The 24033-nt window shown below is 58.7% G+C and carries 12 protein-coding genes; 3 read left to right on the top strand and 9 right to left on the bottom strand.

Annotation, left to right across the window (positions count from 1 at the left end; genetic code table 11):
* Nucleotides 1-96 precede the first annotated feature (96 nt).
* A complete protein-coding gene (locus ACYHH6_RS20590; protein ID WP_352591854.1) occupies nucleotides 97-906 on the top strand; it encodes a hypothetical protein in 810 nt (269 codons plus the stop codon).
* A gap of 309 nt (nucleotides 907-1215) precedes the next feature.
* Here ACYHH6_RS20590 and ACYHH6_RS20585 read toward each other — a convergent pair whose 3' ends face one another.
* The 9 genes from ACYHH6_RS20585 to ACYHH6_RS20545 form a co-directional block, all read right to left on the bottom strand.
* The gene (locus ACYHH6_RS20585; RefSeq protein WP_488500467.1) at nucleotides 1216-2043 is read right to left on the bottom strand and encodes a hypothetical protein; all 828 of its coding nucleotides are present in this window, start codon (nucleotides 2041-2043) and stop codon (nucleotides 1216-1218) included.
* A gap of 425 nt (nucleotides 2044-2468) precedes the next feature.
* Nucleotides 2469-3959 (bottom strand): hypothetical protein, encoded by a 1491-nt coding sequence (locus tag ACYHH6_RS20580; RefSeq protein ID WP_488500466.1) that lies wholly within the window; start codon nucleotides 3957-3959, stop codon nucleotides 2469-2471.
* Nucleotides 3960-3980: 21 nt separating this feature from the next.
* Nucleotides 3981-4970 carry a hypothetical protein gene (locus ACYHH6_RS20575; protein ID WP_352591044.1) on the bottom strand — a complete coding sequence of 330 codons (990 nt, stop codon included), beginning with the start codon at nucleotides 4968-4970 and terminating at the stop codon, nucleotides 3981-3983.
* Nucleotides 4971-5000: 30 nt separating this feature from the next.
* On the bottom strand, nucleotides 5001-8681 hold the full coding sequence (locus tag ACYHH6_RS20570) for a hypothetical protein (RefSeq protein ID WP_352591047.1): 3681 nt from the start codon (nucleotides 8679-8681) through the stop codon (nucleotides 5001-5003).
* Nucleotides 8682-8737: 56 nt separating this feature from the next.
* Nucleotides 8738-10981, bottom strand: a complete 2244-nt coding sequence (locus ACYHH6_RS20565) for an AAA family ATPase (protein WP_352591050.1) — start codon at nucleotides 10979-10981, stop codon at nucleotides 8738-8740.
* A 26-nt stretch (nucleotides 10982-11007) separates the two neighbouring features.
* Nucleotides 11008-12567: a hypothetical protein gene (locus ACYHH6_RS20560; protein WP_352591053.1), complete on the bottom strand. Its 1560-nt coding sequence runs from the start codon at nucleotides 12565-12567 to the stop codon at nucleotides 11008-11010.
* On the bottom strand, nucleotides 12564-13838 hold the full coding sequence (locus tag ACYHH6_RS20555) for a hypothetical protein (RefSeq protein WP_352591056.1): 1275 nt from the start codon (nucleotides 13836-13838) through the stop codon (nucleotides 12564-12566). The genes ACYHH6_RS20560 and ACYHH6_RS20555 overlap by 4 nt, the downstream gene beginning before the upstream one ends.
* Complete coding sequence (locus tag ACYHH6_RS20550) at nucleotides 13838-17722, bottom strand: hypothetical protein (protein WP_352591059.1); 3885 nt, start codon at nucleotides 17720-17722, stop codon at nucleotides 13838-13840. The genes ACYHH6_RS20555 and ACYHH6_RS20550 overlap by 1 nt, the downstream gene beginning before the upstream one ends.
* A 22-nt stretch (nucleotides 17723-17744) precedes the next feature.
* Nucleotides 17745-18836 carry a hypothetical protein gene (locus tag ACYHH6_RS20545; RefSeq protein WP_352591061.1) on the bottom strand — a complete coding sequence of 364 codons (1092 nt, stop codon included), beginning with the start codon at nucleotides 18834-18836 and terminating at the stop codon, nucleotides 17745-17747.
* Between the two features lie 190 nt (nucleotides 18837-19026).
* Between ACYHH6_RS20545 and ACYHH6_RS20540 the strand changes: the two genes are divergently transcribed.
* Both ACYHH6_RS20540 and ACYHH6_RS20535 read left to right on the top strand, forming a co-directional pair.
* Nucleotides 19027-22587, top strand: a complete 3561-nt coding sequence (locus tag ACYHH6_RS20540) for a hypothetical protein (protein ID WP_352591064.1) — start codon at nucleotides 19027-19029, stop codon at nucleotides 22585-22587.
* A 260-nt stretch (nucleotides 22588-22847) separates the two neighbouring features.
* Nucleotides 22848-23972, top strand: coding sequence for a hypothetical protein (locus ACYHH6_RS20535; RefSeq protein ID WP_352591067.1), 1125 nt, complete (start codon nucleotides 22848-22850; stop codon nucleotides 23970-23972).
* The last annotated feature ends 61 nt before the right edge of the window (nucleotides 23973-24033 follow it).

The raw sequence follows: 24033 nt of genomic DNA, 5'->3' as shown, positions 1-24033 counted from the left end.
GGTGAAGCTAGCTCGGACACCAATACCTTGTGCATGAAGGTGAAAACGGCTCACACTGTGTTTTCTTGGCTAGCCAGTTATTCAAAAGGCAACAGAATGTCTGACAACGATTTTTTTTCCGATCTAGTCGAACTGGCACGTCGTGACGAACTACCGGCTGTCGTCGGGAGAATTGAGGAATCCCTGCACCTCTACATATCGTTGCAGGGGTCAGAGGATTTTCTAAGGAATCCGCTCGTCGTCGGCCCAGACAGGTCTGGAAAGATGTCTGTGGTCTATCAGATGATAAAGAATTTTTTCGAGCCCGAGCGATTTGGACGAGCGATACTCATAAACACCGACAAAATCCAATCGATGGATAATTTTGAATCAGTAGTAGATGGCTTTGACGCGACCACGATGTTCATTCTTCCCCATTTGTGTTCATTGATCGACAGGACACAGGGGCAGTTGGCGTACTACCTCAGAAGTTCGGCCAAGAGAACGCATCACTCCTTTCTCGGCACATGTAACGAAGGATGCCACGCCTCCTTGGAAAAAAATCATAGGACCCTTATTGATCAAGTGTTTTTTCGCAGAATTTTTTTAAAAGAAATGGATACTGAGTCTGTAGTAAATTTACTGTTCCAACAGTCGGTTAACAATGAACACGACGTCTACGTAAACGCTGATCTCATTGTGGAAATAGGACACCTATCCAGTTCGATAGAGATTGGCATCTGGAACCCCGAGAAGGCGTTCAAGATTGTTGCCGGAGCCACGCAGCTCTGCGTTCTTGAAGGCAAAACGGAAATGGAGCGATCTCACGTGTACCAATTCGCTTCGAACATTTCAGGCATCTCAAGCGAAGAACTGCAACTAAGAGTGGTTTCGGCACGTCATGGACATCCGCTATGGGATCGCTAAGGGCATCGGCGCGGTCTTGCACAGTCAACCTGCCGAGCTGAAATGGCTTTGACATCCCCCATAGAGAGATTGATCGTGTCCGCATTATTGCCACGGGGAGAATGAGGGCAGCACTCGTCGCCCGACATGATCGTCATAACCCGCGACGGATCGCGCGCTAGGGTTCCACAGTGATGCAGCCGAACCTTGGAGGTCTTCCCGACCACAACGGCCTTAACCTCCACACAGCACTCGGTTATCGTTCACCCTGCAAGTTCATCGCGGTCATAATCTGTCAACCTTAGGGGAAGAGCTCATCCCTGCCGGCGATTATCCGAAGCCATCGCTCTGTCCGAACGCCTTCTTGATTCGATTGAATTTATCAAGAGGAGTCAGCGGCGGATCTCTCCATCTTTCGAAAGCGGGCTTCGGATTCTCAGCATCGGCCCTCCTGCGCTCGGCGAGGGCACGCTGACCATCAAATGTTAAGTGAGGAGCGTGAGAAAATTCCTTCACCCATCGTCCTACCTTTTCGTCGCTCGTTAGAGGCGCACAAAGCGAGTCCATGAGAGCCATGAGGTCATCGAAAGTGCTCATATTCTGATTTATTAATTGAAGATTATAATGCAAACGAGACCCATCAACTTCTTGGCGGAGTCCCTCAATGCGACCCCTTCTTTCGGCGATCTGCTGCGCATGATTTTCCAGTGTAAGGCTTGCTTGACGAACAAGATTTACTAAACCGTCCATGCCCAAGGGGGGATCAAGATCTCGGTTCAGCCTACGCCGCTTCTGGACCAAATTCTCGACCTCTAAATTCGCGCGGCTTACGGCCGTCGCAAGCGCACGGCTCAAATGCTCGCCGCGCTCTCGAACATCCTTTAAGTGATCCAAAAAGACCTGAGCTGGGTCAGATAACGTCTGGGTTAATTCATGGATTTGCCTTTCAAACTCATGAAGGGCTGCCGAACTCGAATGAAGCTCTTGCCTCAACCCCTCTGCTTCCTTCCGCCGGGACCTCGCTTCTTCGCGTAACTCTTCTTCTCGCTGGCCACTCTCCGCCTTTATCTTTTTTTGTCGCTTCAAATCGAAGTACGCAGAAAAAATACCAACTACCCCGGTTGCCAGAAGAAATGAGAGGATAATTGAGGTATCCATGGATCAATAGCTCTTGCTAATAATGGAATGCCGTCATTCAGTCCGGTTCGCTTTGTCCGCGCGGGCATAGTGCGCCAGCTCGGCCATGCCGCCTCCCCGAGGATGTTGTCGCGCCTTCTTGCATCCTAGACGATCTGCCGGTCTAGAATAAAGCCACGCGACATGAGTTCCAACCTAACCTTTGGCCCGGCAAATGTCGATGTTGCCTTGCGGGCGGTAACGCAGGAGTCTCTGTGTAATGAACGGAAGGAGTACTTCCCTGTGGTCGACCAAGACCGAGCCACGGAGCATCCCATGCCACAAAGCGCTGCGAGGATTTGAGAGATTAACGATGGCGTCTCACAGGTGCGAGCGCCTCATGCGCGAACGCTCGACCCTGAGAGGAACAATGGAGCCAAATGCCTCTGATCCAATCAAGCGACAAACTATTTGCTGACGTCCAGCGTACCTTTGATTGTTGTGGTCGCTTGTGCGTCGATCGAGCCGCTGGTGACTGACAATGTTCGATCGAAGATCTTCAAGGTTTCACCTGAGATGATCGCGTCGGGCCCAGCGAGATGTATGCGGGGGCTTTGCTCGGGCGAGACGCCGGAGCCTCCTGTCATGATGGCAACGGAGTTCGCACCCAGCCCGAGGTCGATTTTGGCCGCCTCCATCTGCTCGATGCGGACCTGACGACCTCCGAGGCTGCGCGGCGCCTTTCTGTCCGCGACAACGGCGATGAGTTGATCGCCGGCGAGGTGGCGCACATAGAGCCCGGCATGCCCCCGCTCCTGCGAGAAGCCGCTGATGGAATGAGCGGCGCACCAAAACGGTGGTGGATCGCCGTCACCATCAAGTCTGACCATTTTCCAGTCGGCGCCTTCGGCGGGCTCCAATGCGAGCCACTGATGATTTTCTGACCAACCGCTGACTTCGCCTTCGAAAAGGCAGACGGCCGATTGCGGTGCAGGTGGTTGGCGCCGCTCTGTCAGAGTCACCGTTGCGGTGACATGGTCACCTTGCGGCCCTCCAGAAACCCGCTGGAAGTTCGCCGGCATGTCAGCCAAACTGAAGTCGAAACATATTCGTGGGCAAATCCACTCGCGCTCGCCAAATTTGAAGACGCCGGGCGCCAGCGGGACCTGCTCAGGCTCACTAACGCCGCGAAGCTGCCCGGAGAGACTCTGATTTCCCAGGGTCAGCAGGTCCTCAAGAAAATCCGCCGGCGCGGTCACGCCGAAGTCCCGCTGCAGGACGATTGGGCGAACCGACATGATGTCGGGATCGTAACCGCCGATACTTTCCGACCAACCGCGGCCCGGCCATCCTCCATCGAGCGGTAGAGCCGGTGCAGCCCCGGCAAACACGAAGCGCAGAGCCTTTTGCTCCTCTGCGGTGGCCCACCAGCCGAGCAATGCCGAGGTATCGCCACGGACCTCCTGGCATACGCGGTCGAGATGTGCGCGATTGTCGATCGCCGCGCTGCGTACGATACAGCCTAGGGCCTCCGGCGCGCGGTCGAGCAGCACAAAATCGCCCACGTCGGTGTTGAGCCGGTTATCGAAGACCGCCTCGAAAAACTTGGCCGCCGACTGTTGCTCGCCGCGCTGGTAGACAAGCTTCGTGGTCGATGGGTCCCGCGAGATCTCGGACAGCCGGCCCAACCAGTCCCGCATTGGACCGGTCAGGCATCGTCCTATCGCAAAGACTGCCCCATCAGCACTCCTGGTGAAACCCAGCAGCTCGAAGGGTCGGCTAAAGCCGTTCCATTTGAACTCTGCGGCCAGGAGAGTGCGAAGTGCCGCCGGGCGATCAAACTTGCGTGGCAGTTTGATCGCCGCCGCCAGAACAGGGCCATCACCCAAGCCAAGCCAAGCGGTGAGGCCGACTACAGTGTAGGTTGTTCCTCCGATCGTGAGTGCGGGTCGCGGCATCGCCACTACTCCGTTCGCCCGTTAGCCCAGTTGGATCTCGTTGGCGATCCGGCCGTTTCCCGCCGCTTCGATGTACAGGACCTCGCGCACGTTCTCGATGTGCCTGAGATATTGGCTATCGCTGCGCGACGTGTCACCGACATTATGCAGCTTGCGAACGAGGCGATCTGGCCCCGCGGGGTCATCTGGCCCTGGCCCCGCGACATTTCCGGGCGCAAACAGCACTCGCGAAAGCTTGTCCAGCAATACGTCTGGATTATTCGTGTTCCAGTCGCTCAGCAGGATATCGGCATCGATGTGGGCGAACGCACCAACTGCCCCCATAGCGTAGCCAGTGCTCGTGCGGATCTTCGCACCGATCACCTCGGTAAGATTGGCGTTGACGGGGATGATTGAGAAATTCGGGAACGTCGCGCCAGCCAGCGCCGCCGCAGTCACCTGCGCCAGCAGCGGCTTGCCCAGCATATCGACGACGACGGCGAGGCGCTTCAGCCCGGCATTGCTCGTGTCCATGGCCAACTCGTGAACAAAGCGGTTTGCGATGCCGCCGTTTTCGGCGTCGCCTAAGGTGATACGCAGGGGAAGGAACTGACTGTTATCTTCGTTTTCTTGTGGATCGTCGATGTCAGGACCCCAGTTTTCCGTTTCCAGCCAGGACACTGCCCCACCCGGGTCTGCGATCTTGAAGAAGAGCAACTCGCCAACTTCGTTGCTGCGGCGGATAGTGATCTTCCTCACGAGGCTCGCGCGGGTGATACCGAGAGTGGTGGTGGGCTGGTCCCCAATGATATCGAGCCGAACCATAGGTGCGGCATTACCGGGAAACGGCACGTGTCCGTGCCTTTTTTTTAGCTCCGGTTCGGAAAAGTCGTAGGTCAGATAGACCGCAACGTGCGCGGCATCCAGCCTTACCGGGGCGTTTCGGTTCTGGATCGTGAAGTGCAGATGCACCCAAAAACTCGACACTCGTTCTGAAATAGTGTCCTGATTCTCACTGACCAAGCTGTACATCGTTGCCTCCCACCAGAATTGATATCAGGCTCACAGCGCGTTGAAGCTGTTAAGCCAATCCAATCGCGCGGCGCCCAGATTGATGCGTCGGCCAAACTCAGAAATGTCGGCGCAAAGCCAAGTCCCCTGCTTGTTCGCCAGCTGCAGGGTAGCCATTGCCTCGGTGAGCGCCATGTCCGTCGTATTAGCGCTCATCACCAACAGGTTCTTTAGCGTCAGCGATTTGAACAATGGCAGGCTGAAGGCCGCGGCCAGTGCGGGCGAGGTTCCATCTGTCATGTCGCCGAGTACGTCCAGGAAAAGGCCGAAGTCCTTGCGGTTTCCGCCGCCCCGCGCGGTTCGCTCGAGGATTGCGAGATTGATCAGACGCACGGCGACCAGCGTGTCGAGCAGCCGAGATGCGGGGCCATCCGTGCCACCGGTGCCCGGCTTGTCGTTCGGCTTTCGCTGGTTCAGCCAAATGCGTCGCAGAAATGCGACGAGCGGCTCGCCCTTGTCGAACTCCACATCGTAGGTTTTCGCTACCCAGCTGACGAACTCGTCGCCGCTTTTTCCCTTGGCGATGTCTCCGAGCACGCGCTCGTCGTCCGCCGTCGCACCGATGAGCAACGCCATCATGGGCGACACCGAGCCTCGGCCTTTGTACGTAGTCCAGATCAGGGATGGAGCGTTCTTCCATTCGCTTGCTTCCGTGCCGGCAGTGTGGCGTGCCTCGAACATCTCCGGATTGCCGGGCGACGAGGTCTCCGGATCGCCTGGCCACAAGGCCGGCAGCTGCAATCCGTCGCCGGCAAGCTTTGTCGCGCTGATGATGATCGGGATGAGTGCTCCGGTCTCCGGTCTGCGGGTCCCATCGACTGCGCTTCCGCTATAGCGCTGGGAAAGCTTTTGAACTTCCGCCTGGTTGGCTTGTGCTGCGGTTGGCAGATAGATGAAGCCCGGAGACTCTTCCTCGAAGTGCTGAAGGCTGTCGTTGGCGAGAGCGACGTTGAACTCGGCAAGCGTCATGTTGATTACCGACAGGCGGGCCCCGTTCGGCAGCGCCGCGACCAGCCTGCGGAGATCAAGCACGTCACGAAGATAGTCTGCGATGGCGATGACGCCCTGCGCAAGGTTCAAATGGAACCTAATTACATTTGCGATCTGTTGTGGACCTGCCTTTGCGTCGTTGGGCACTGGATAGTATTGATCGAAGGGGATGCGGTTGAGGCCGGCCGCCGATCCGTCGTCAGGATTGTTGGCAATCAGCGTCCCCGGCAGGCTCGTGGTGCCGATCTCACGCACGGCATCCATCGCAAACGCGCTGCCCTGACTGAGATCAGCCTTGCCGAGCGGAGACTGGTCCTCCGGCGCAGCCGCCAGGTACTCGCCGAGCACGAACGAGCGGACTTCGTTTCTCAGCCGCTCGTGCAACTCACCGCTCATCGTCCCCTTGTTGGCATAGGCGTCGGCGACCTGATCCATGAAGGCAGACAACTCTCCGTACTTTTCGAGGTCTTCTTTGTTCGGCTTCGATGCCTCCCGCCTCACCGCGTCCTGCATCGCACTGCTCAGCAGTTTGTCAGCGTCGATATCGCTGGGATTGAGAGGTAGTGTGTCGGTGCCGGGCAATCGCGAGATTTCGCCCTGCATCTCTTCAACGGGTGTCGCCAGAATGCCCGGGTCTGCGACCGACATCTGGAAAATCTTCTTCTCCCGGTCGATCGTGAACTCGCTCACCTCCTTGTTCTTCACCTTGACCTTGCCGGTCAGCACGTTCGGAACGGGATCGGTTGAATTGCTGCTCCAGGCCTGGATCTTGGAGGCAACATCAGCGGGTAATGGCGCCGTAATCGGTCGTCCGCTCGCCATTTCCGCGTACGCCTCATTGACGGCTTTCTTCTGGGCCGCAGCAGCCTCCTCGCCCAAGTGGGAGAGGCCGATGTCGTCGACCAGCTGCTTGAGTTCGTGATCGGTCACCATGCGGATGACCAACGCCGTCTTGGTCTGGGATGGCGTCACGTCCATCATCCGGCGCAGCGCGAGCAGGCCACGCATGGTGTGCGCCTGCATGCCCAGCTGCTCCTCGACCGCTTTCAGCCGGCCGCGAAGGAAGGATTGCGCGGCCGTCGCGTAGCTCTTGACGGTGACATCGAGTGCCTTGCGTACCGCGCGCTCGGCATCGCCGAGCTTGGCCTTTTTGAGGCCTGCAAGCACGTCGGCGCGAAGCTTGGCGACATCCACGTGATCACTTGGCCTGGCGGCCATCGCGGCAATCACATTCTCGAATTTAGCCTTTTCAGTTTCGCCCTCGCCGGCGGCCCGCAATACCTCATGATAAACTTCGGCTATTCGGTTGGCATACTCCTGAGCGGAAGCGAGAGCTTCAGATGCCGGGCCGCCGATCCGGAACGCAAGCGAAATGAACAGCGCATCGATGTTCTCGTTGAGCTTGTCGCGAGTGAACGCTGTCTTGTTGGAGATCGGCGCGATGAGGACATCGCTGAAACTCTCGAGGATGCCTTTTAGCGCCCCCTTGAGCGACTTGTCCTGGAACGCGTTCAGGTAGTCGGTGAGGCCCTCGTTCCCCGCCTTGCCGATGATTTCGACGTTCCTTTGAAAATCCGCTGGCCCGACGCCGAAGCGCACGCCTGCCTTCCCCTTCATTGTTTTGTTGAAGACCTTGAGGCCGACTTTCTGCAGCGTAGCATCGGCGCTGTTGTAGCTCTCATACTTGCTCATCAGCCAAGCGAAGAAGAATGACTGGTGCGGCAACGACCGCGCGAAAGCATGGACTGCGTCCGATCGCTGGCGGAAGGCCAGGTAGATTTCGATGAAGCGGCCGTTCCCGACGATATCGTCGACGCCCAGATTGAAACGGGGATCGAGGGCGTTGTTGTCAAGCCAGTCGCTCGTAAACGGATCGCGCGTCTTCATCTCCTCCCAGACAGCGTCAGGTGCCTTGCGCTCCAGGACTACCTCGCGGAGATGCTGCATGGCTCCCACGATCGAGTTCACGGCATCCCTCTGAAGGCCGGCGTCGTTGAAGAAGGCAAACTCGGAGTAGGCCGCAGTAAGCTGCTTGAGGGCCCTTAGCGCATCTGCGGGCGCCGCCAGCAGATACTTCAGCACTGCGGCGGCGACGATTGGATTCTGGAAATGCGCCTCGGAAATCCTGCCCGGACTAAAGTCCACGTTCTCCCGCACTTTGAGAAAGATTTGCACCGCTTTTGCAGAGGCGTACCCGTCTGCCATCGTCAACATTGCCTTGGTAAACCGGCCACCCATGAAGCGCGCCAGTACATCGAGGTTTGCAATCAGACGCTTGAAGAGCTTGCCGCCGATCTCCTGCGCGCGCAGCACGTCATTTGAACGGGGTTTGCTTTCCGAGATGGCGTCGAACAACGCATCGTCCGGAAGCAACGGCGTAGGGATGGTCTTGGCACCCCCGGTGTCGGCGTAAGGCGCCACCAATCTGTAGCTCTCGTAGTCGGTGTCGCCGATCCGCAGCGCCATCCCCTCGAGGCGGAGGATTTGTGGATTCACATGCTTAAAGACCTCGTCGACGCTGGGCACCGCGACTGGCTTAAGGTCGGGATAGGTTGGGCTCGCGGTGTCGAAGATGGAGCGCTTTTCCTCATCCTCCTTCGCCAGGCTGTTAAATTTGCCGATCACCATGATGGTTCGGTTGTAGTCCTTGAGCCGATTAATCTGTTGTTTCTTAAGAACCATCGCACCCTCCATTTCGTCGTGATGTCGGCAAGCACGTCAAACTATTGTGGCGGTAACTACGCGTCTAGCCGCCATTTCTTGATCAACCGATCGATCATCCGGATGGACCCGCCAGCGGCGACCTCCGTCACAATCGCGTGCTGCACCGGTGCAGGACAATCTGACCATCCCATCGCCTCGAGCTTCAAGCGGACGACACGGGCCAAATCGGCGGGATCGTCGATCGGAAAGAACGGAACGACGAAATCGATGCGGTCAAGGAAGGCCCGATCAAGACCGGCATGCCGGCGAACGAGCTCGAGCGCCCGCCGTCGATCCTTTAGAGTGAGATAGCGCTCCAGTAGTACCTCGCCACCACCGGGAGTGCCGCGGATCGCGTCAATCTCGAGATCGATCTGCCGCATCATATCAAGTTCGAATTGATCGACCGCACCAGCTAGGATTAGGTTGCGCAACTGCTCGTCATCCAGTTTGCTGGCAATCTCGGGCCGGCTGGATTCTTGGCCGCGCATGTCGCGATAGGCAGCTTCCACTTGCTCCTGCCCAAGATTGGTGGTCAGGATGAAGATCGTCTGCGAGAACTGAACCTCCTCGCCGCTGGCATTGTTGCCACGTCCCTCCAGAACCGACAGCAATATGTCCTGTATCGTTGGGTGGGCTCGGTCGATTTCGTCGAGAAGGATCACGCTGCTGGGGCGGCTGCGGACCACTTCGTAGATGGTATGCGATGTGTTGTAGCCGATGTAGCCTGGGTCGGCGCCGATGAAGCGGGTTCGCGAGCCATCGGTGGAATACTCGCCCATGTTCAGCGCAAAGAACGAGTCCTGGTCATATCCGAGGCCCTGCGCCAGCGAACGCGCGAGGTACGTCTTGCCGACACCGGGCGGGCCGAGGAATAGGAAGCGTCCGCGCGGAACACTGGCCGACCCGACACGCCGCTCCACCGCCAGAACCTTCGTCACCAGTTGCACCGCATGATCCTGGCCGATGACCTTCGCGGCGAGCTTGTTTCCGAGCTCAGCGTAGAACGCCTCTGGATCTTTGCCGAGAATTTCCGGTGCGATCCCGAGTTCCTCACTGACCAGCATCCTGAGGTCGTCGAGAGTAATGCGATCGACTGGGGCCCGCCTGAAATAGGTCACGCGGCCCTCCGCTCGCTCAACGGTGCCTGCGGCGAGATGCAGTGCGACCTCAGGAAAGTACCGTCCCGAATAGTGCTCGCGCGCAGTCGCGACGATCTCGGCGGCAAGCGCCTCGGCGCTCGGATCGAAGGCCAAGGGCGTCGACATCTCGCGACGTAGCGCCTCGAGGTGCCTCGTGGTGAGCAACGCCGTCGAATCCACGTCGAGCGCCGGCAAGGGGTGTGTCTGGAGGTTTCGAAGCATATCATGCTTCCGCGCCGCGACGACACTGCTCACAAGGACAAAGCTCCGTTGCGGCTGCATCAAATAGTAGCCGATTGCGTCCCGGAAGGCCGTCGAACCAGGCAGCGCCGGCTCAAGGCAAGTATTGACATCATCGAACGCAACCACGATCGATGGATCGCGCCTGAGCAGATCAAAGAGCGTCTGCATGCGACGCTCTATACGAGCTCCGTCCGACATCAGATCAACCGCGCGAATGAGGAGAAACCGTCGCTGACTAAGGCGCCCATCGGCCTCGGCAGAAAAACGGCTCAGAGCTCGCTGCAGCAAAGCCATCAGGAATACCGTCTTGCCAACACCATGCTCCCCGGTGATCAGGTAGTGTCGGTCACGCAGCAAGGCCATCCGCAGCAAACTAAGGTGGCGCTCGATATCCAACTCGCGGCCTACCAGCGCTTCGGCTGGAGCACCGCCCTGCTCAATGAAATGGCCGAACCCTAGCTCGGCCGAGACAACCGGCACGCCGTCCGCGCCAACAAAAATCGAAGGTGTGAGGCGGTTCGCGAGGCAAAGTCGACGACAGGCTTTGAACCAGCCGAACCTATCGTCGAAATCGTCGTCAAGCAGCCACCAAAGCAGACAGTCGTGATCGCTGAGCAGCGGTTTGTCGGCGAGGAAAGCGAGACAGCTGGCGACGGCGGTCTCAGGTTCGAACGTCGCCACCGTTTCCTGATTCTGCGGATCTTTCTTGTCGACGAAGCGAAGAAGATGAGTGGTGATCGCGTCGCGCGCCGCATCGAGAGCAGGGGCAGGCTGGCGCGTTCGACGCTGATCGATGCAATGGATGAAGAGTTGCTGCGGTCCAAGAACCTGCCCGGACTTCGTGGCATGGACGCCGAGATCGATGATAGTCTTTTCGAGAGCTTCCCTCTGCATGACTTAAGCCCATCTCTCCGCCAACATCACGCCGGGACCAATGGCGCTCTCGGCTTCCACCGGCCATCCGACTCGCCAAGCGCCTCGTCACTGAGCTTCGCGCGGCCAAGCAGGAAGTTCGTCTTGCCGGGAACTAGCTGCGGCGGTGAAGCAGCGTCACTGAGGAAGAGCTGCCTGAGGTAGTTGTACCACCAGCCGGAACCATAGGGTATTGGTTGTGGGGGCTGGGCTCTGTGAGCGCGGGACAGCATGTCGAGCAACTGCCGATCGTCCTCGAAGGTCCTCACAAGGTCGAGGACGTATGGCAGCTCAAACTTTCTATGTGCGGCAAGTGTCGCCTCATCGACGTTCGCGGGTCCGAACTTGGCGAGGTCCGGCAGTGATGCCCGAACCGGGGATCTCGGCTGAACAAATTCCTGGACGAAGCTTGCCAGCGCGAAGTCGACGTCGAACTGCTGGTTGGCCTCATCGTTGAGAAACCTGTGGCTCGATTTCCCGAAACAGGCGCGGAGGCGGGCCAAGGTCTCTGTCGCGAAGTCTAGATCGCGATGGCGCTCCTGCGATTGGTCCCGGCAGTCCACCAATGCGGCAAATGTGGTCTGGCCCTCATTGACGGAGATCACTAGCCCTCCGCCGGCAAGCGGTGGCTGGGTCGGGATCACCAAATCCCATTGCGCCACCGCATCCGTAAGGATTTCGATCCCCAGTCGGTCAAGCGTTCTTGCGGCGTGGATACCTGCAACGTTGTCTTTGTCGAAATCATCAGGCGGGATCCATTTCCATTTCCGGCTATCGGCCGGAAACACAAAGGTCCCGCGCATTGAATCGAGCGCCGCGAAATCGAAAGCTGCCGGCACTGTGCCGCCATCGGCGGCCTGGCCACAGGTCAACAGGCCGTACGCTGAGCGGGGCGCCGCACCCAGCCGCTGATTAAGGATGGAGAGCGTCGACGCACGGCATGCTTCGGCAGCATCGAGCAGGGGCACCAGGAGCCACGTATCGGCGGAGTCTCGGAGAGCCCGCAGGACAGCGGAATCCCGGCCCCTACCCGGATTCTTGATGAGCGGCCAACTTGCGTCGTCCGCCAGTTCGACGATCAGTGGGTTGAGGTGCGCCGTGTACCGTGTACCCCCCTCCGCCGGAACATTGGCGACCAGGTGCATGTCGGGGAACTTGTCCATCTCTACGACATCGGGCCGAGGTATCTGCTGATAGCCGCTCAGGCCATAGACCGAACCATCCGCCAACGACGCGATTTGCGTCGAGGCCTTGAAGTAGGCTTCGATGCCGTCCGGGCTTCTCAGGCAGAAGCTGGCAAGACCGGGCACTCCCTCGACGATGATCGTGTTGCGACCGGCGCCATCGCTGAACAGACGCGCGACGCTGGCGACAGTCTTGCCGCGGAGGTCGACGGACCATTCGGCGCTGTGAATGGCAGGCTTGCATAGAGTAAGACTGCAAGCACCCCTTGGTGTAGCCCGATTGAGCTCGTCTGTGCTGAAGTAGCGATAGATGACGGCGACCCACGTCTCGAATTCCCTCTCCAGAGACTCGATCCAGCCGAGGAATAGGAACCGCTTGCTCATCGGTCACCCTGTGGCGTTGGCGCCGATTTGGGCTCACACTCAGGAGAGAAAACGAAGTCGCGCGATCCAATGGCGTCCAGCCGTTCCTCGAGGCAATCGATCCGGGTGGTGAGTGTCGAAACATTCGTCTGCAGCGATTCGAGTTTGCCCAGACGCGTCTCGATGCCCGTCAACTGATCGAGCAAGGCCCGAATAGAAACGCCCTGCGGCGCGCCGAGAGTTAGGCCGCTAACACGTGCGCCAAGCGCATCAAGGTCCACGCGGACGTTGCCCATCGTAGCCAAGCTATTGTTTAGGGATTGGAGCTGGCCCGCCACGTCGGACGCGTCTGCTGTAAGCGATGCGAGTGTGATGTCCGGAGCCCCTTTGGTCAACGCATCGAGCCTTTTCGCGAGCGGCCCGCTGATGAGAAAGTATTGACCCGCTGCCAGCAGAAGCATGATCGCAAATGCTCCCCCGAGCAGCCACTCGGCAAGCCCCACGCTCGAGGATGTCTGCAGAACCGTCCGAGACTGAGGCGTTGCTTGAGCCGGGCGGCTCGTCTCAAGGATCGCCACCCGACTTTCGAGGTCTTCAGCCCGCTCAGCGAGTGCCGGATTCTCAGTTGGCGAAGGTGGAGGCACGGCCCTCTCGGCCAACGCATCGAACCTTACTTCAACGTCGCGCCGAAAGGTCGCCAAGTCGGCAGAAAGCGAGCCGATCGCTTCGTGCTGGCGCTGCATCGGACGGACGAGGGCGGCAACCCGAGCACGGTCCAGCACCGCACCGTCCCTGAGCTCGAACCGCGAGAACACGGATAGTGTCGCGACGCCGCGCACCGGTAAAGCCGAGACGTAGTCCCGCATGCGGTCGGACTCGCTGAGCCCGAGAAATAGCCGCTGGGCAAGGTCGAGATACGAGTCGTCCGCCGCAGCGAGGCGCTCGTCAAGGGCACCCGCCCAACGCAGCGCGGGAGCGGGCACCGCCTCATAAGGTAGCTTCGGCCCGCATGGGGCGCCAAGAGCCGCCGAAAATGGAGAAAACTCAAGGCCTCGGTAGCTCGCCAGGTCAATGAGTAGGCAGTGGATCGACCTTGTGCCCGCGGGCTTGGCTATGATGTACCACAGATCGTCGGCAAAACGCTGGTGCCCGACGATCGCCGCTGACTCCGGTACAGCATTGTACGGCAGCCACTCCGCGAACAGCTTCTCTGCGCCACGCCGTGCCGCGTCGGCGGCACCCACCACACGGTAGCCCTTGTCGGCACTATGCTTGTAGACGAACCAACTCATTAGTCATTGGCCGACGGGGGCTGGCGGCCGCCTTCGCTCATCATGTTGCACAGCAAACGCAGGTCCGCAGTAATAAGATCGACCTCTTTGTCACTCACCGTCTGCTTGGCGGGGTCGCCGAAGATCTTTCCCGAGACGCTCTTTTGCAGATCGCCAGCACTGGTACTGGTGGCCTTAAGATTTGCATCAGGCAATCTGGCGCTGGCTGCGCCCTCGATCCAGGCGCTCTCGACGACATATTGGGCCGCGTAGGCAAGCGTCAAGTATCGGCGCCGGCGGCGCAGTTCCTCGATGTCGGCGGCAAACTGCTCGGTACGAACAACGCCACCCAAGCCAGCTCCGAACTCGGACCGGAACCGCGCAAGTTGCTCGGCGAGCTGATCATTCTTGCCGATGCGCTCGAACGCCTCAAATGCGGCTTCCACGAGAAGGTGCGAACTCTGCGTCTCTTCTTGGACGTCGTCGATGGCCTTCACTATGTCGGGCAGCTTGTTTCTCTCGGCTTGAAGTCTGTCCTGGGTCCAAGGAGAATTGGAGAGTTGCTCCCGGGCTGTCGTCAGCACCTCATTGGTCATCGGCGTAGCAGACAGTATCGTCTGAAACTCGTTGAGTGATTTGACCAGTCGGGCATTCGAGCCACCCAATTCAAACAGGTTATCCAACCAGCCGTCCGAACGACGGTTTCCCGATTTGAGAGTCTGGTCGTGGACGCTGTCGAAAGCCGAGATTGCCGTCGCCAGTTTACTGAGCTGCTCACGAATGGTGTTGAGCGGAGACTGCTGGATTGTCTGCTTCGAGTCCTCGCTCTCGGGGCTGGCGAAAGCGGCGATCAATGCGGACAGGTCGCCTGTGCTCGCAGAAAGATAGGTGATGATCGCGCTGACCATCTTTACGTCGACGAAACGGCCGAAATCGAACTTGGAAAGGGTTTCGCGCGTCTCGAGAAGCTGGCCGAGAATCTCCAGGACCTTGTTGCGATAGGCAGTCCGCGCCGATCGCTGGGTGCCAGTGAGGACTTTGAACTGGTAGATGTCCTTGGACCCCTGCCGCAACCATTGCTCTGGATATCGGACATCCGTTCCGAGGCTTACGCCGTAGAGCGCGTTGACCAGATCACGCCGACGGTCGGGCGGTGTTTCAAGGTCGGCGCCATCCTCCGACCGCCACCCGAGGAACTCCTTGATCGTCGACCCTTCGGCAGCCGCGCCTATTGCCGCTTCGGCGAAAGGGCGAACTCGCTTCTCCCAAACGAGTGACTCGGTGCCAGCTTCGACGCCTGTGGTCACTGAATAGCGCCGAACGAAGGGCTGCTGATCCGGAAGGGTCTGCTCGATCGGCGCGGCGGCGGCCACTCCTATAGGCTTTGCGAGGACATGCCTCATGATCCGTTTGAGTTCGGCCTCGATCTCGGGGAACTTGTCGACGCGCAGTTTTGGATGGGGGCCCTCCGCCAGTCGCTTTAGGCCATCCATCACGTCCTTCACGTGCTCGTCGGCCACCGTTTGCTCCACTCTCTCGAATTTCGGCAACGCATTCACGATTTCGCCCATGTGGGCGTTCAGATCGATTCCGGCCTCGCCGACGAGTTCCAGGGTCGCCGTTCTAAGTGGCTTGCGGAAACGCCGAGCGTTACGCACTGCGTGACTGATCCCGTCCCACATCCCGGCCATGTAGTGGGTCTCGTTGATCTGTTTGACCTTGCTCACGACGGAGGCCCACGTGTTTTCGGGCGGGGTGACCTCGGGGTCCTCTCCATTGAGTTCTTTGGTCGTGTCGAGGTCTAGTCTCCTGCTGTCCTGCGACAGCTGCCGAAGCTGGTCGAAAGTGGCGTCCGTTTTTTTAAGATTCTTTTCGATCCTGCCGTCCAGAAGTTCCTTGAGGCCGCTGTTGCGGCTAGCCGCCGTTCCCGCAACGAGACGTCGAGTCAGATCCATCCAAAGTGCCCGGACAGGATGCAGGTGATCGCTTCCCCTGCTCTTTGAGAGCGAGCATGCATAGACCAGCGAGATGTCCTCGTGGTCCGTTGTGAGGAACGCATTGATCACGCCCTCTAGCCGTCGCAAATCCAACGCCAGGCGGTGCCGGAACAAGGGGCGCCTAGCAATTCCGCGATATTGATGCAGACTAGCGACAATGCCGTCGGTTGTCTTGGCAATGGGACCCGCCTGACCACCCGATGCGAAATCGAAACTCCGCATGCTGAAGAAGGGAAGGCTGCCGGTTCCCGTCGCACGTCGAACGTCCTGCAGGTCAGCGGCGTCGCAGTTCAGTGCTTCGTAGAGAAGATCCCGCTGTGCCTCTGGGTAGAGGTCTAGAATAGCGTCGCTCTTGTTGACGATTATGTAGACCGGAGGCCGCGGCCCTGCCCCCTCGTTCTCGACAAAAACGGCCTGAATGATCTTCTCGTATTTCGCACCGAGATCGTCGCTGTCGTTGGCGTCAAAAAAGATGATCGCTCGGGGGTGACGATCCTGGACGTGTCCAACCAATTCCGGCTTGGGCGCCTGGTCCTTCGGCTCCCAGAGCAACTCTCCGGCAACGTCGAAGAACTGGAGCCTGCAAAAGGACGGCGTGTCGATGGTTCCCACGACGTTGTTCGCGGAGTGAGTGGGCTCGATTTTCTTGTTCGCGGTCCACTTCCTCTGATTGTCCATGATGACGTCGCGCAGGGTGTCGACCGCCGCCATCTCGATCTCGAACGGGTTGATCGTCGCGACTAGGCCCGCGGTATCAGGCGAGGGTTCATTGAGTGCAGCTCGAGTTGCGTACATGAACGACGTCTTGCCGACTTGCCGTGGACCCAGCACCGTGACCCAGAGGTCGCAGATGGACGGGGAAGGGAAGTCGGGCTGGGGGCCCTCTTCCTTTTGTGGCTTCCAGAACGCATGACCAAACAGATCGGTCAGTGCGTGCCCGAAAATGGGGTGACACGCGGCCCAGTAGGCCAGCAAGTTGTCGACGCTCTCTCGCGTCCCGGAATCCTCGGCCTGAACGAGCCTGGCGACGAGCCCGTCCATCGTCGAAATGCCGTATTCTCCACTGATCGATGCCGCATGGCCCGAGAGGAAAAGGAGTATCGAATAGGCTTCCGATGAAAGCGCTGGGCCGTCCTGCCCGACCTCGATGCCAGCGAGCACCGCCGAATAGTCCGGCGGCGCAAAGTGTTCACCAAGGCTTGCCTCGAATGCCTTGAGATTTGCCGCGGCGTCGAGGATCGCCTTGGCCCCCTTGCCCTGAGCCTCGGGTCGGAAGCCCTGGCGCTCAAGCCTCAGCAGTGCATAGAGGACGGCTCGGAGATCGAATGCACTTGCTTGGTAGACCCTCTGTCCCGAAGTGAGTTTTGCAATCTCCAGTGCAGCCTTTTCCACCGTCGCGATTGGAAATCCTTGGGTGTCACCCAGGAGGTCGGCGAAAACCGAACCAGCCGTACCAAGGAGGTCACGAATGACCGAGGGACGGATGATCTCCGGCGCGCCCTGGTCCTGGCCTCCGTCCTCGGCCAGGTCCTCTCCGACTGCGCCGGCTACCCAGATGTCCCAAAGATCGAGCACCAAGCCACGCCCAAGTGCCTCATTCATGCCGGTTTGCACCGGTCTAGACAAAAGCTCCGCCCAAAGGTGGTAGTGAGTTTCGATCGGCAGGTCGCCCTGCGCCTGAAGTTGGTTGTTGGAGGAAAGGTTGGGCAAGCGCGCAACCAATTTCCGAAATTCGGTCTTGATCGCGGTCTCAACTTGCGAGCGCGCTCCGTACTCGGTCTTGGCATCGATACTTGCCAGCGAGCTCAGCAAATCGCGAAACGGCTTGATCTCCTGGCCAACCGCGGCCAAGCGCGCAGCGTAGTTCTCACGAGCGCCGGAAGCATCTGATTGTACATCTGCAAGCATTTCGCCCCCCACTAACGCGCCCCTATGTGTCGATTACCGTCGCCCGCACACCCTCCGGACCGAAGATCTGTAGCTCGCGAGCCCTTTTCTTTTCTTTGGGATCGGTGAGATCAATACGATACTTCCACTCCCCGGGGGCCCCCGCCACCCGGTTCCCGCCCGGAAGGACCCGGAGACGCGGTTCCTCGGTCCCTATAACGACGCCATAATGCGCGGCGTCCGGCCGGGCTCCGAAATTGACTAAAACCGAGGTTGCCTCTGTACCGCTCAAATCAACTATCGTCGTTACCTGCCCACGCGGCCCGCGCCGGCTGGCATCCACCCGGGTAGGCAAGGCGCGCTTTGGCGACAGAAGCCTGCCCATGAGCCCTGTCAGCTCGAAAGCGTCCGTCCACAATTTGAGCCAATCGACGGCCTCCGCAACAAATGGACCGGGCGCTCGCATCAGCGGGGCAAGCGCGCCAGCGTCGGCACCGAGCGCCTGATCGGCTACTGTCGCAAGCGTCGCCAGGCGAGTTAGTGCCGCCGCGCACCCGATGACGCAAGCGTCCGGCGCGAAGGCGACATCAATGGACATCACCACGATAGCGGCCGCTTGGCCCTCGGTTCGATCGGAAATGCGCGTGGGATCGAGCAGACGCTTCCTCCAATCATTGGCGGCCGAAGCAGCGGCGTCGAACGCTTCCTGGACGGCGGGTACCGCCGAAAGAGCGGAAAGGCGCGCCTCGAGCTGCCAGGTATTCCCCCGTCGGCGTGCTACCGGAAAACCGTCGTCCATCTCTACGGAGAGGGTCGGCGTCTCACCGTCGAAGCGCACTGCGATCCCCATGGTGCCTCTCTTCGGCTTCAAGCCACCCTCGGCGAGAAAGAAGAAACGGCCGCGTTCGTCGACCCCGCAAAGATTTTGAACGGTCAACTCCCCAGTTGTGGGGCGCAGATCTAATTTATTGAATCCGGCGGCTGCAGGTTGAAACAAGCCCGCAGAACCCGCACGCAGGCCAAAAAACTCAGAATAGGCGCGCGACGCCGCAAAGGCATCATTGAGTTGCTTGGCATACAGAACTTCTCTGTCCTTGAAGACTGGCACAGCCGATAGTTCGGGATAGCGAGTCACAGGAGAGACCTCACACGGCGTAGGACATCAGGGTCTCAGTGCAGCATAACAGGTCGCTTCCGCTTGACTAGTGTGATTCACCTCAAGAAGATGCCTGTCGTTTGCCTCGGTGGCGTCTTGGTGGCTCACCTCCAAGGCCTGGGTCAAGTCCCGATCGCAGATTCCGCTTTTGATTGTGAGCCGCAAGCCTATGCCCAAGATCGCCGTATCGGGCGCCATCGTCGAGGTTAAGCCACTCGGTTCGAACTGGAGTTGGGGTCCCAGCTGGAGCAGCAAACCGGGCCAAATTCCGATCGAGGGTACGGCAAGCGGGCTCAGCGCCGGCGGCGTAGCTGGCGTGACCACGACAGACCTGCTCGACTCCATAAGCAAGGAACTAAACGGCAAGCCCTACGTGGCGCCGGGATTTACTGGCGAGGGCGCCATCGGCAGTCTTGAGGCTCGTATCGACGGTGGGCTGGCTGGTCCGATCTCATTCTCCGGCACGACGCTTACGGCAATCGGCACGAAGGGCACACTCCTCGCAACGGCCGGCTCACCAGCCTACAATACGGAATCGGGCGCCCCTCACTCCGGTCCCCTCATTGCGAGCTGGGAGGTGATCGATGCGGCGCAAGAGGTCACGACCCACACGGAGTCGGCGCTCGGAGGGGGGCGCTTCAAGCCTCAACCGACGGGAACATCCGGTTCCGCCGCCGTCTCGCAAGGCGGCACCCAGACTAGCGGCGAATCCTTCGATGTTCGGCTGCAAGTCACCGTCCCAAGTGACATACTGACCCCTCAGATGCTACTCGAACTGTTCCCAAGGGGCGTAACGATCGGCCTGCGGTTTGCGCAGATGGTCAATGGCCGTCCAGTGCTGACTGAAAGCTTGGCGATCCACACGTTCGGTCCCGTGCCTGTTCCATATGAGCCGCTACCTAACGATACCATTGTCCCCGACATTCCCGATCTCGGTCGTGGCCAGATCGTCAAAGTCCCGATCGGCGAACTAGAGTGGGGAACTCCGACCGAGTTTGTCGCCGGGACCTTCGAGAGCGTCGGACACGAGACCCATATACACTGCGTCCAAGTCGGTCTACCGTTTCTCGCAAGATCACCGAAACCGCAGGAGTTTGAGGAGGCGCCGAAAGGCGCCCCGAGCGAGCTGCGCTGGGCCGGAACTTACGGTCAGATTCTCGAGGTAGGTGGTCGCGGGGGAGCAGACTGGAGGCTTGCCGCCATTCTCAACTGTCAGCCCGATGACGATCGCAAACTCGCAGAATGGAGCTCAGTCTATGTGCCCCAGCCGGTCGAACTCACCCGCGATGCTGAGATCGAGCTGAAGCTGGAGCTGAGCTTTCCGAGGGTGCTTGCTCTTGCCTACCGGACCCAGCGTCTGGAAGAGGTGCTGAAGAGTTTTGACGACGCCATCAACGTCCGCGCCAGTCGTCTCGTGCTGGCTTCTTTGCTGCACGGCCAACGGATCGAACAGCTCATGGATCGCGCTGAGGATCTGAAGCGACGGTCCATCGGTAGACTGATGCAAGCGCCGGCTAGAGCGCCGGATTCGTATGGAGCGACGGATCCGGATGAAGCGCGGGATCCGCATAAATTGCAAGATGCGGAGATCCCCGAAGGCGAGTTGGTCCCGGCGGACGAAGTCTTTTTGCGGGCGCATGAGTTGGACATGATCGATCGGGTCGCCGGGATCATGGTGGAGGCAGACAGGGTTCGAGATATGCTCACCACCGGCTCCCCGGACAGCTTCATAGCAAAGTTCGAGGAGGAACATTGGCGGCTGCTGCAGACACGCAGGTTCGGCGTCCACCGGCCGAGCCTTGCCTGGCTCGGGCAGAAGGCCGGTTCCGCGGAACCCATTCCCGCGCTAGTGCCTGAAACTGTGCTCGCATGGATCGAGGCGCTCCTCCAACGACCCGCCGACACGGCCCCGCTGCGTGCCATCATCGCGGCCATCCGCGCCCACGAGACGCTTGTTGGCCTCGACACTTCGGTAAATCTCGAGGTCGAGGCCTACCTGAACCGATTTCCGAGAGCGAGAAATGATCTCGCCGAGTGGGGGGCGTGGCTCGATGGCATCGAGAAGACCTTTCGCGAAGGCCTCGGCGGAGCCTCCACAAGCGCGCACCTTTTTGCGGAGATCAAGACCCTGGTTCAGGTCCATCCCCTGACATGGACCGAGAAAGTCGAAGGGGCACTGAAATTCAAGTCGCATACCGACAAGATCAGCAAGCTCGTCACGGATACGTGCGACATTTTCGGCCGCAGCCTTTGTCGCACAGGGAATGTGGATTTCGAGTGGCTCGCGCACTTCAAGAAGGATCTGTTCTACCTCAAGCCAAAAACCCCACAGGGCGCGCTGAACCTGCAAAAGATGCCGGCCCTGGAGCAGTTCGTTGAGGACTACAAGACTTACAGAACCAAACGCAGCAAAACTTTCAAAGAGCTTGTCGAAAAGCATGAGCGCCTAGCGGAGTTCAAGGCGCTCAAGTCTATGGATTCTCTACTTTTGCCCCTTAGGTGCTTCGCGATGGCTGAACATTTCGGCAAGGCCGGCTTGACGCCCGACACCATGGCTGAGTTGGATGAGCTGGGGAAAGGCATCTCGGAAAGCCTGTCACTTCTCGCGACCCTTCTCGATAGCCCGGAGCAGCTTTTGGCAGCCCTGAAGAAAATGGGCGTGAAGCACACAAAGTTTGAGAGACTCTTGAAGGGGAACATCACCCGGCTGCGCTCCGCGCAGCGTATCGCTGGCCAGCTGCAGGGGATCGCAGCGGTGTTCGGTGTGCTCACGATGTATCGCCAGATTGAGCAGCGCCGATACGTTGATGCCACCATCACCGGCGGCGAAACCGCGGTGTCCATGCTGGAACTTGTCGCCCTTCTGATTGGGGTCGAGGTCGGCGGCATCGCGCTGCTCCTTGTCTCGGCTTTCCTTCTTGTCGCGGGTGCAGTGTCGTCGATTCTGGTCCTTAACAAGAGTAGGAGCGAGGAAGTGCTCCAAGCGGCAATCGGGGATTCGGAATTCGGTGAAAAGGGGGTCGCGCGGTTGTTTTTGGCGGCAGGTCATCCAATGCAGCACCCATACTTCGCACTGAGTGGGGGGCGATGGCAGACGGAGGCGGGCCTGAAATGGGCGCGGGCCTATCTTGCTCTGAATGAGGGGAGTAGGGCCACCAACTCGGTTAAGGCCTTGGAAGAGGCTACGTTACTCGCCTGCTGGTCGTTCGCACAAGATGACGACGGCAAGGCTGTCGACAACGCAATCATTGTACGACCACGCCTAGCCTTTACCTCCTCATACCACGCTCACTATTTGCCCAGCTGGTCTGGCACGAAATTGGAACTCAAACTCACTGCCCTGCGGAAGCGCGACGGAAAGTCGCCTTTCCCCGAAAAACCGGAGAAGTTGGCGTCCAAAGAGGAATGCACGGGCATGGTGCACCTTTCCGTTCAATCGCCGACCGGCCGCGGCCTACTTTGGGTGAGTGCTGCTCGAATAGGAGAACGGGCGACATTCACCATCAAGCTGACAGAGGGGGATGCTGGTCCTTTAGCAGGGACACTGACGGCATTAGCTGACTCCGATTTTGAGACCGAAGACATCAAGATTGTGTTCACAACCGACGGTTCCATATCTGCATCGGGTAGCCCTAGGCCGCCTGAAGCCCGCGCAAAACTCACGCTCTATGGCGGAGCCTTTCTGGCTTCGGGCGTAAAGATTTCCGTCTCGCCCACGGATAAGCCCTGATCCGGCCGTAACTGGTTGTGCGGGGCACGCGAGCCCCGCCGACGATCTGCATCGACCTTGGCAAGGAGGTCTTTCATAATGGGAGATGGCGAAGCGGGCTGCGTGAAAGCGAAGTAAACCTAGAGTCGGAAAGCGAAAAACTCGCGATTTGCTTGAAGACCTAGATCCGTGTTTTGTTATTGCATCCAGGTTGTTCGGAGACTAGCGCGAAACGGCACAAGCGGACTGTCTATGCGAACGCGCTCTTGAGGGAGAATGATATGGAAGTCTCAGTTCCTTTGCACGACCTAGTTGTTGACTACGGACAGACGGTTCGCACTGATTACCTGGACAAACCTTGGCCGCTCGTTCTGAGCTACCGGGAGAAGCTCGATTCGATCACGACGTTCGGTGCAGATACGTCAGTTGCGTTCGTAGGCGGGCGCGGCTCTGGTCGGCGATGCATACTTGAGCGTTTCGTATTGGAGAACAGAAATGCATCGTTCTACAATGTCGGTTCGAGTGCTTTTCTGAGTTCTCAGACGATCAAGCAAGCTTATCATCTCGCGGTGGAGCGCGTCCGAGCGGCGATTTATGAACAAGATAAGCCAGCATTCCTGATTGTAGACAACGTGGGTGGCTTCGTGTTTGAGTTCGACTATCCTCCAGTCAGGCCTGTCGAAGTGACGCTCAACGCAATCGAATATGGGCTTCCGATCCCTGTGATATTCATCGGTGAGGACAAAGAAATCCAGGAGATGGTTCGGCAAGATGGCTGGACGCAAAATATCGAACTTATCAAAATGGTAGCCCCCACGCACGAATCACTAGTCGCTGGGCTCGCCCAATGGAAATATGGGCTTGAAGTGCATCCAGAAGCTTTTGAGGCGGCTGCTAACGCTGCAGAAAGTGTCAGGCCAGAAAGACCTTGGGATTTCGCCACAATGATCCTGAGGGAGGCCGCCAGATTAGTATTGAATGACAAGCCGTTTGGCTCAGACCCAGCCGCGCGGGCGCGATCAGCTAAATACGTACAGCAACTTAGGATAAATAGCTTGGTACAGGATCTTGCGTACTATCAAGAACACAAAAGCCCAGAGGAAGACGACGTAATAAAAGAAATTGATGATACCAATAAACACCTTGATCGGATCGAAGTTGAATTGCGAGATACTATAGATCCAATTTACGATGCAAAATTTAGACTGCAGGAACTGCGGGCTGAGTTACTGTATATTGAAGAAAGAAAATCATATAGCAGTAGTCGAACTGCCGAGGACATACGACGTGATATTTCGGAAACCGCTGCAAAGATACCAGGCTTTAACGAACCAAAAATACTTCGCGCAGAGCACGTTCGTGATCAGGCCTCTCGCTTCGCGAGGTCGATTTCGGATAATTATTGAGGTTTGGCGCATCGCACGCAAGATCCAACGATGCTCGCATCCGCCTTAGTCACGTCCTACT

The sequence above is a fragment of the Mesorhizobium sp. P171375 genome (assembly GCF_057786075.1).
Note: the sequence above shows the minus strand (reverse complement) of the source record. Positions and strands in the feature narration are given on the sequence as shown.

Bases quoted from the DNA above. Each gene is read 5' to 3' on its own strand.
- ACYHH6_RS20590 (WP_352591854.1), top strand. From the start codon at position 97: ATGTCTGACAACGATTTTTTTTCCGATCTAGTCGAACTGGCACGTCGT.
- ACYHH6_RS20585 (WP_488500467.1), bottom strand. From the start codon at position 2,043: ATGGATACCTCAATTATCCTCTCATTTCTTCTGGCAACCGGGGTAGTT.
- ACYHH6_RS20580 (WP_488500466.1), bottom strand. From the start codon at position 3,959: ATGCCGCGACCCGCACTCACGATCGGAGGAACAACCTACACTGTAGTC.
- ACYHH6_RS20575 (WP_352591044.1), bottom strand. From the start codon at position 4,970: ATGTACAGCTTGGTCAGTGAGAATCAGGACACTATTTCAGAACGAGTG.
- ACYHH6_RS20570 (WP_352591047.1), bottom strand. From the start codon at position 8,681: ATGGTTCTTAAGAAACAACAGATTAATCGGCTCAAGGACTACAACCGA.
- ACYHH6_RS20565 (WP_352591050.1), bottom strand. From the start codon at position 10,981: ATGCAGAGGGAAGCTCTCGAAAAGACTATCATCGATCTCGGCGTCCAT.
- ACYHH6_RS20560 (WP_352591053.1), bottom strand. From the start codon at position 12,567: ATGAGCAAGCGGTTCCTATTCCTCGGCTGGATCGAGTCTCTGGAGAGG.
- ACYHH6_RS20555 (WP_352591056.1), bottom strand. From the start codon at position 13,838: ATGAGTTGGTTCGTCTACAAGCATAGTGCCGACAAGGGCTACCGTGTG.
- ACYHH6_RS20550 (WP_352591059.1), bottom strand. From the start codon at position 17,722: ATGCTTGCAGATGTACAATCAGATGCTTCCGGCGCTCGTGAGAACTAC.
- ACYHH6_RS20540 (WP_352591064.1), top strand. From the start codon at position 19,027: ATGCCCAAGATCGCCGTATCGGGCGCCATCGTCGAGGTTAAGCCACTC.
- ACYHH6_RS20535 (WP_352591067.1), top strand. From the start codon at position 22,848: ATGGAAGTCTCAGTTCCTTTGCACGACCTAGTTGTTGACTACGGACAG.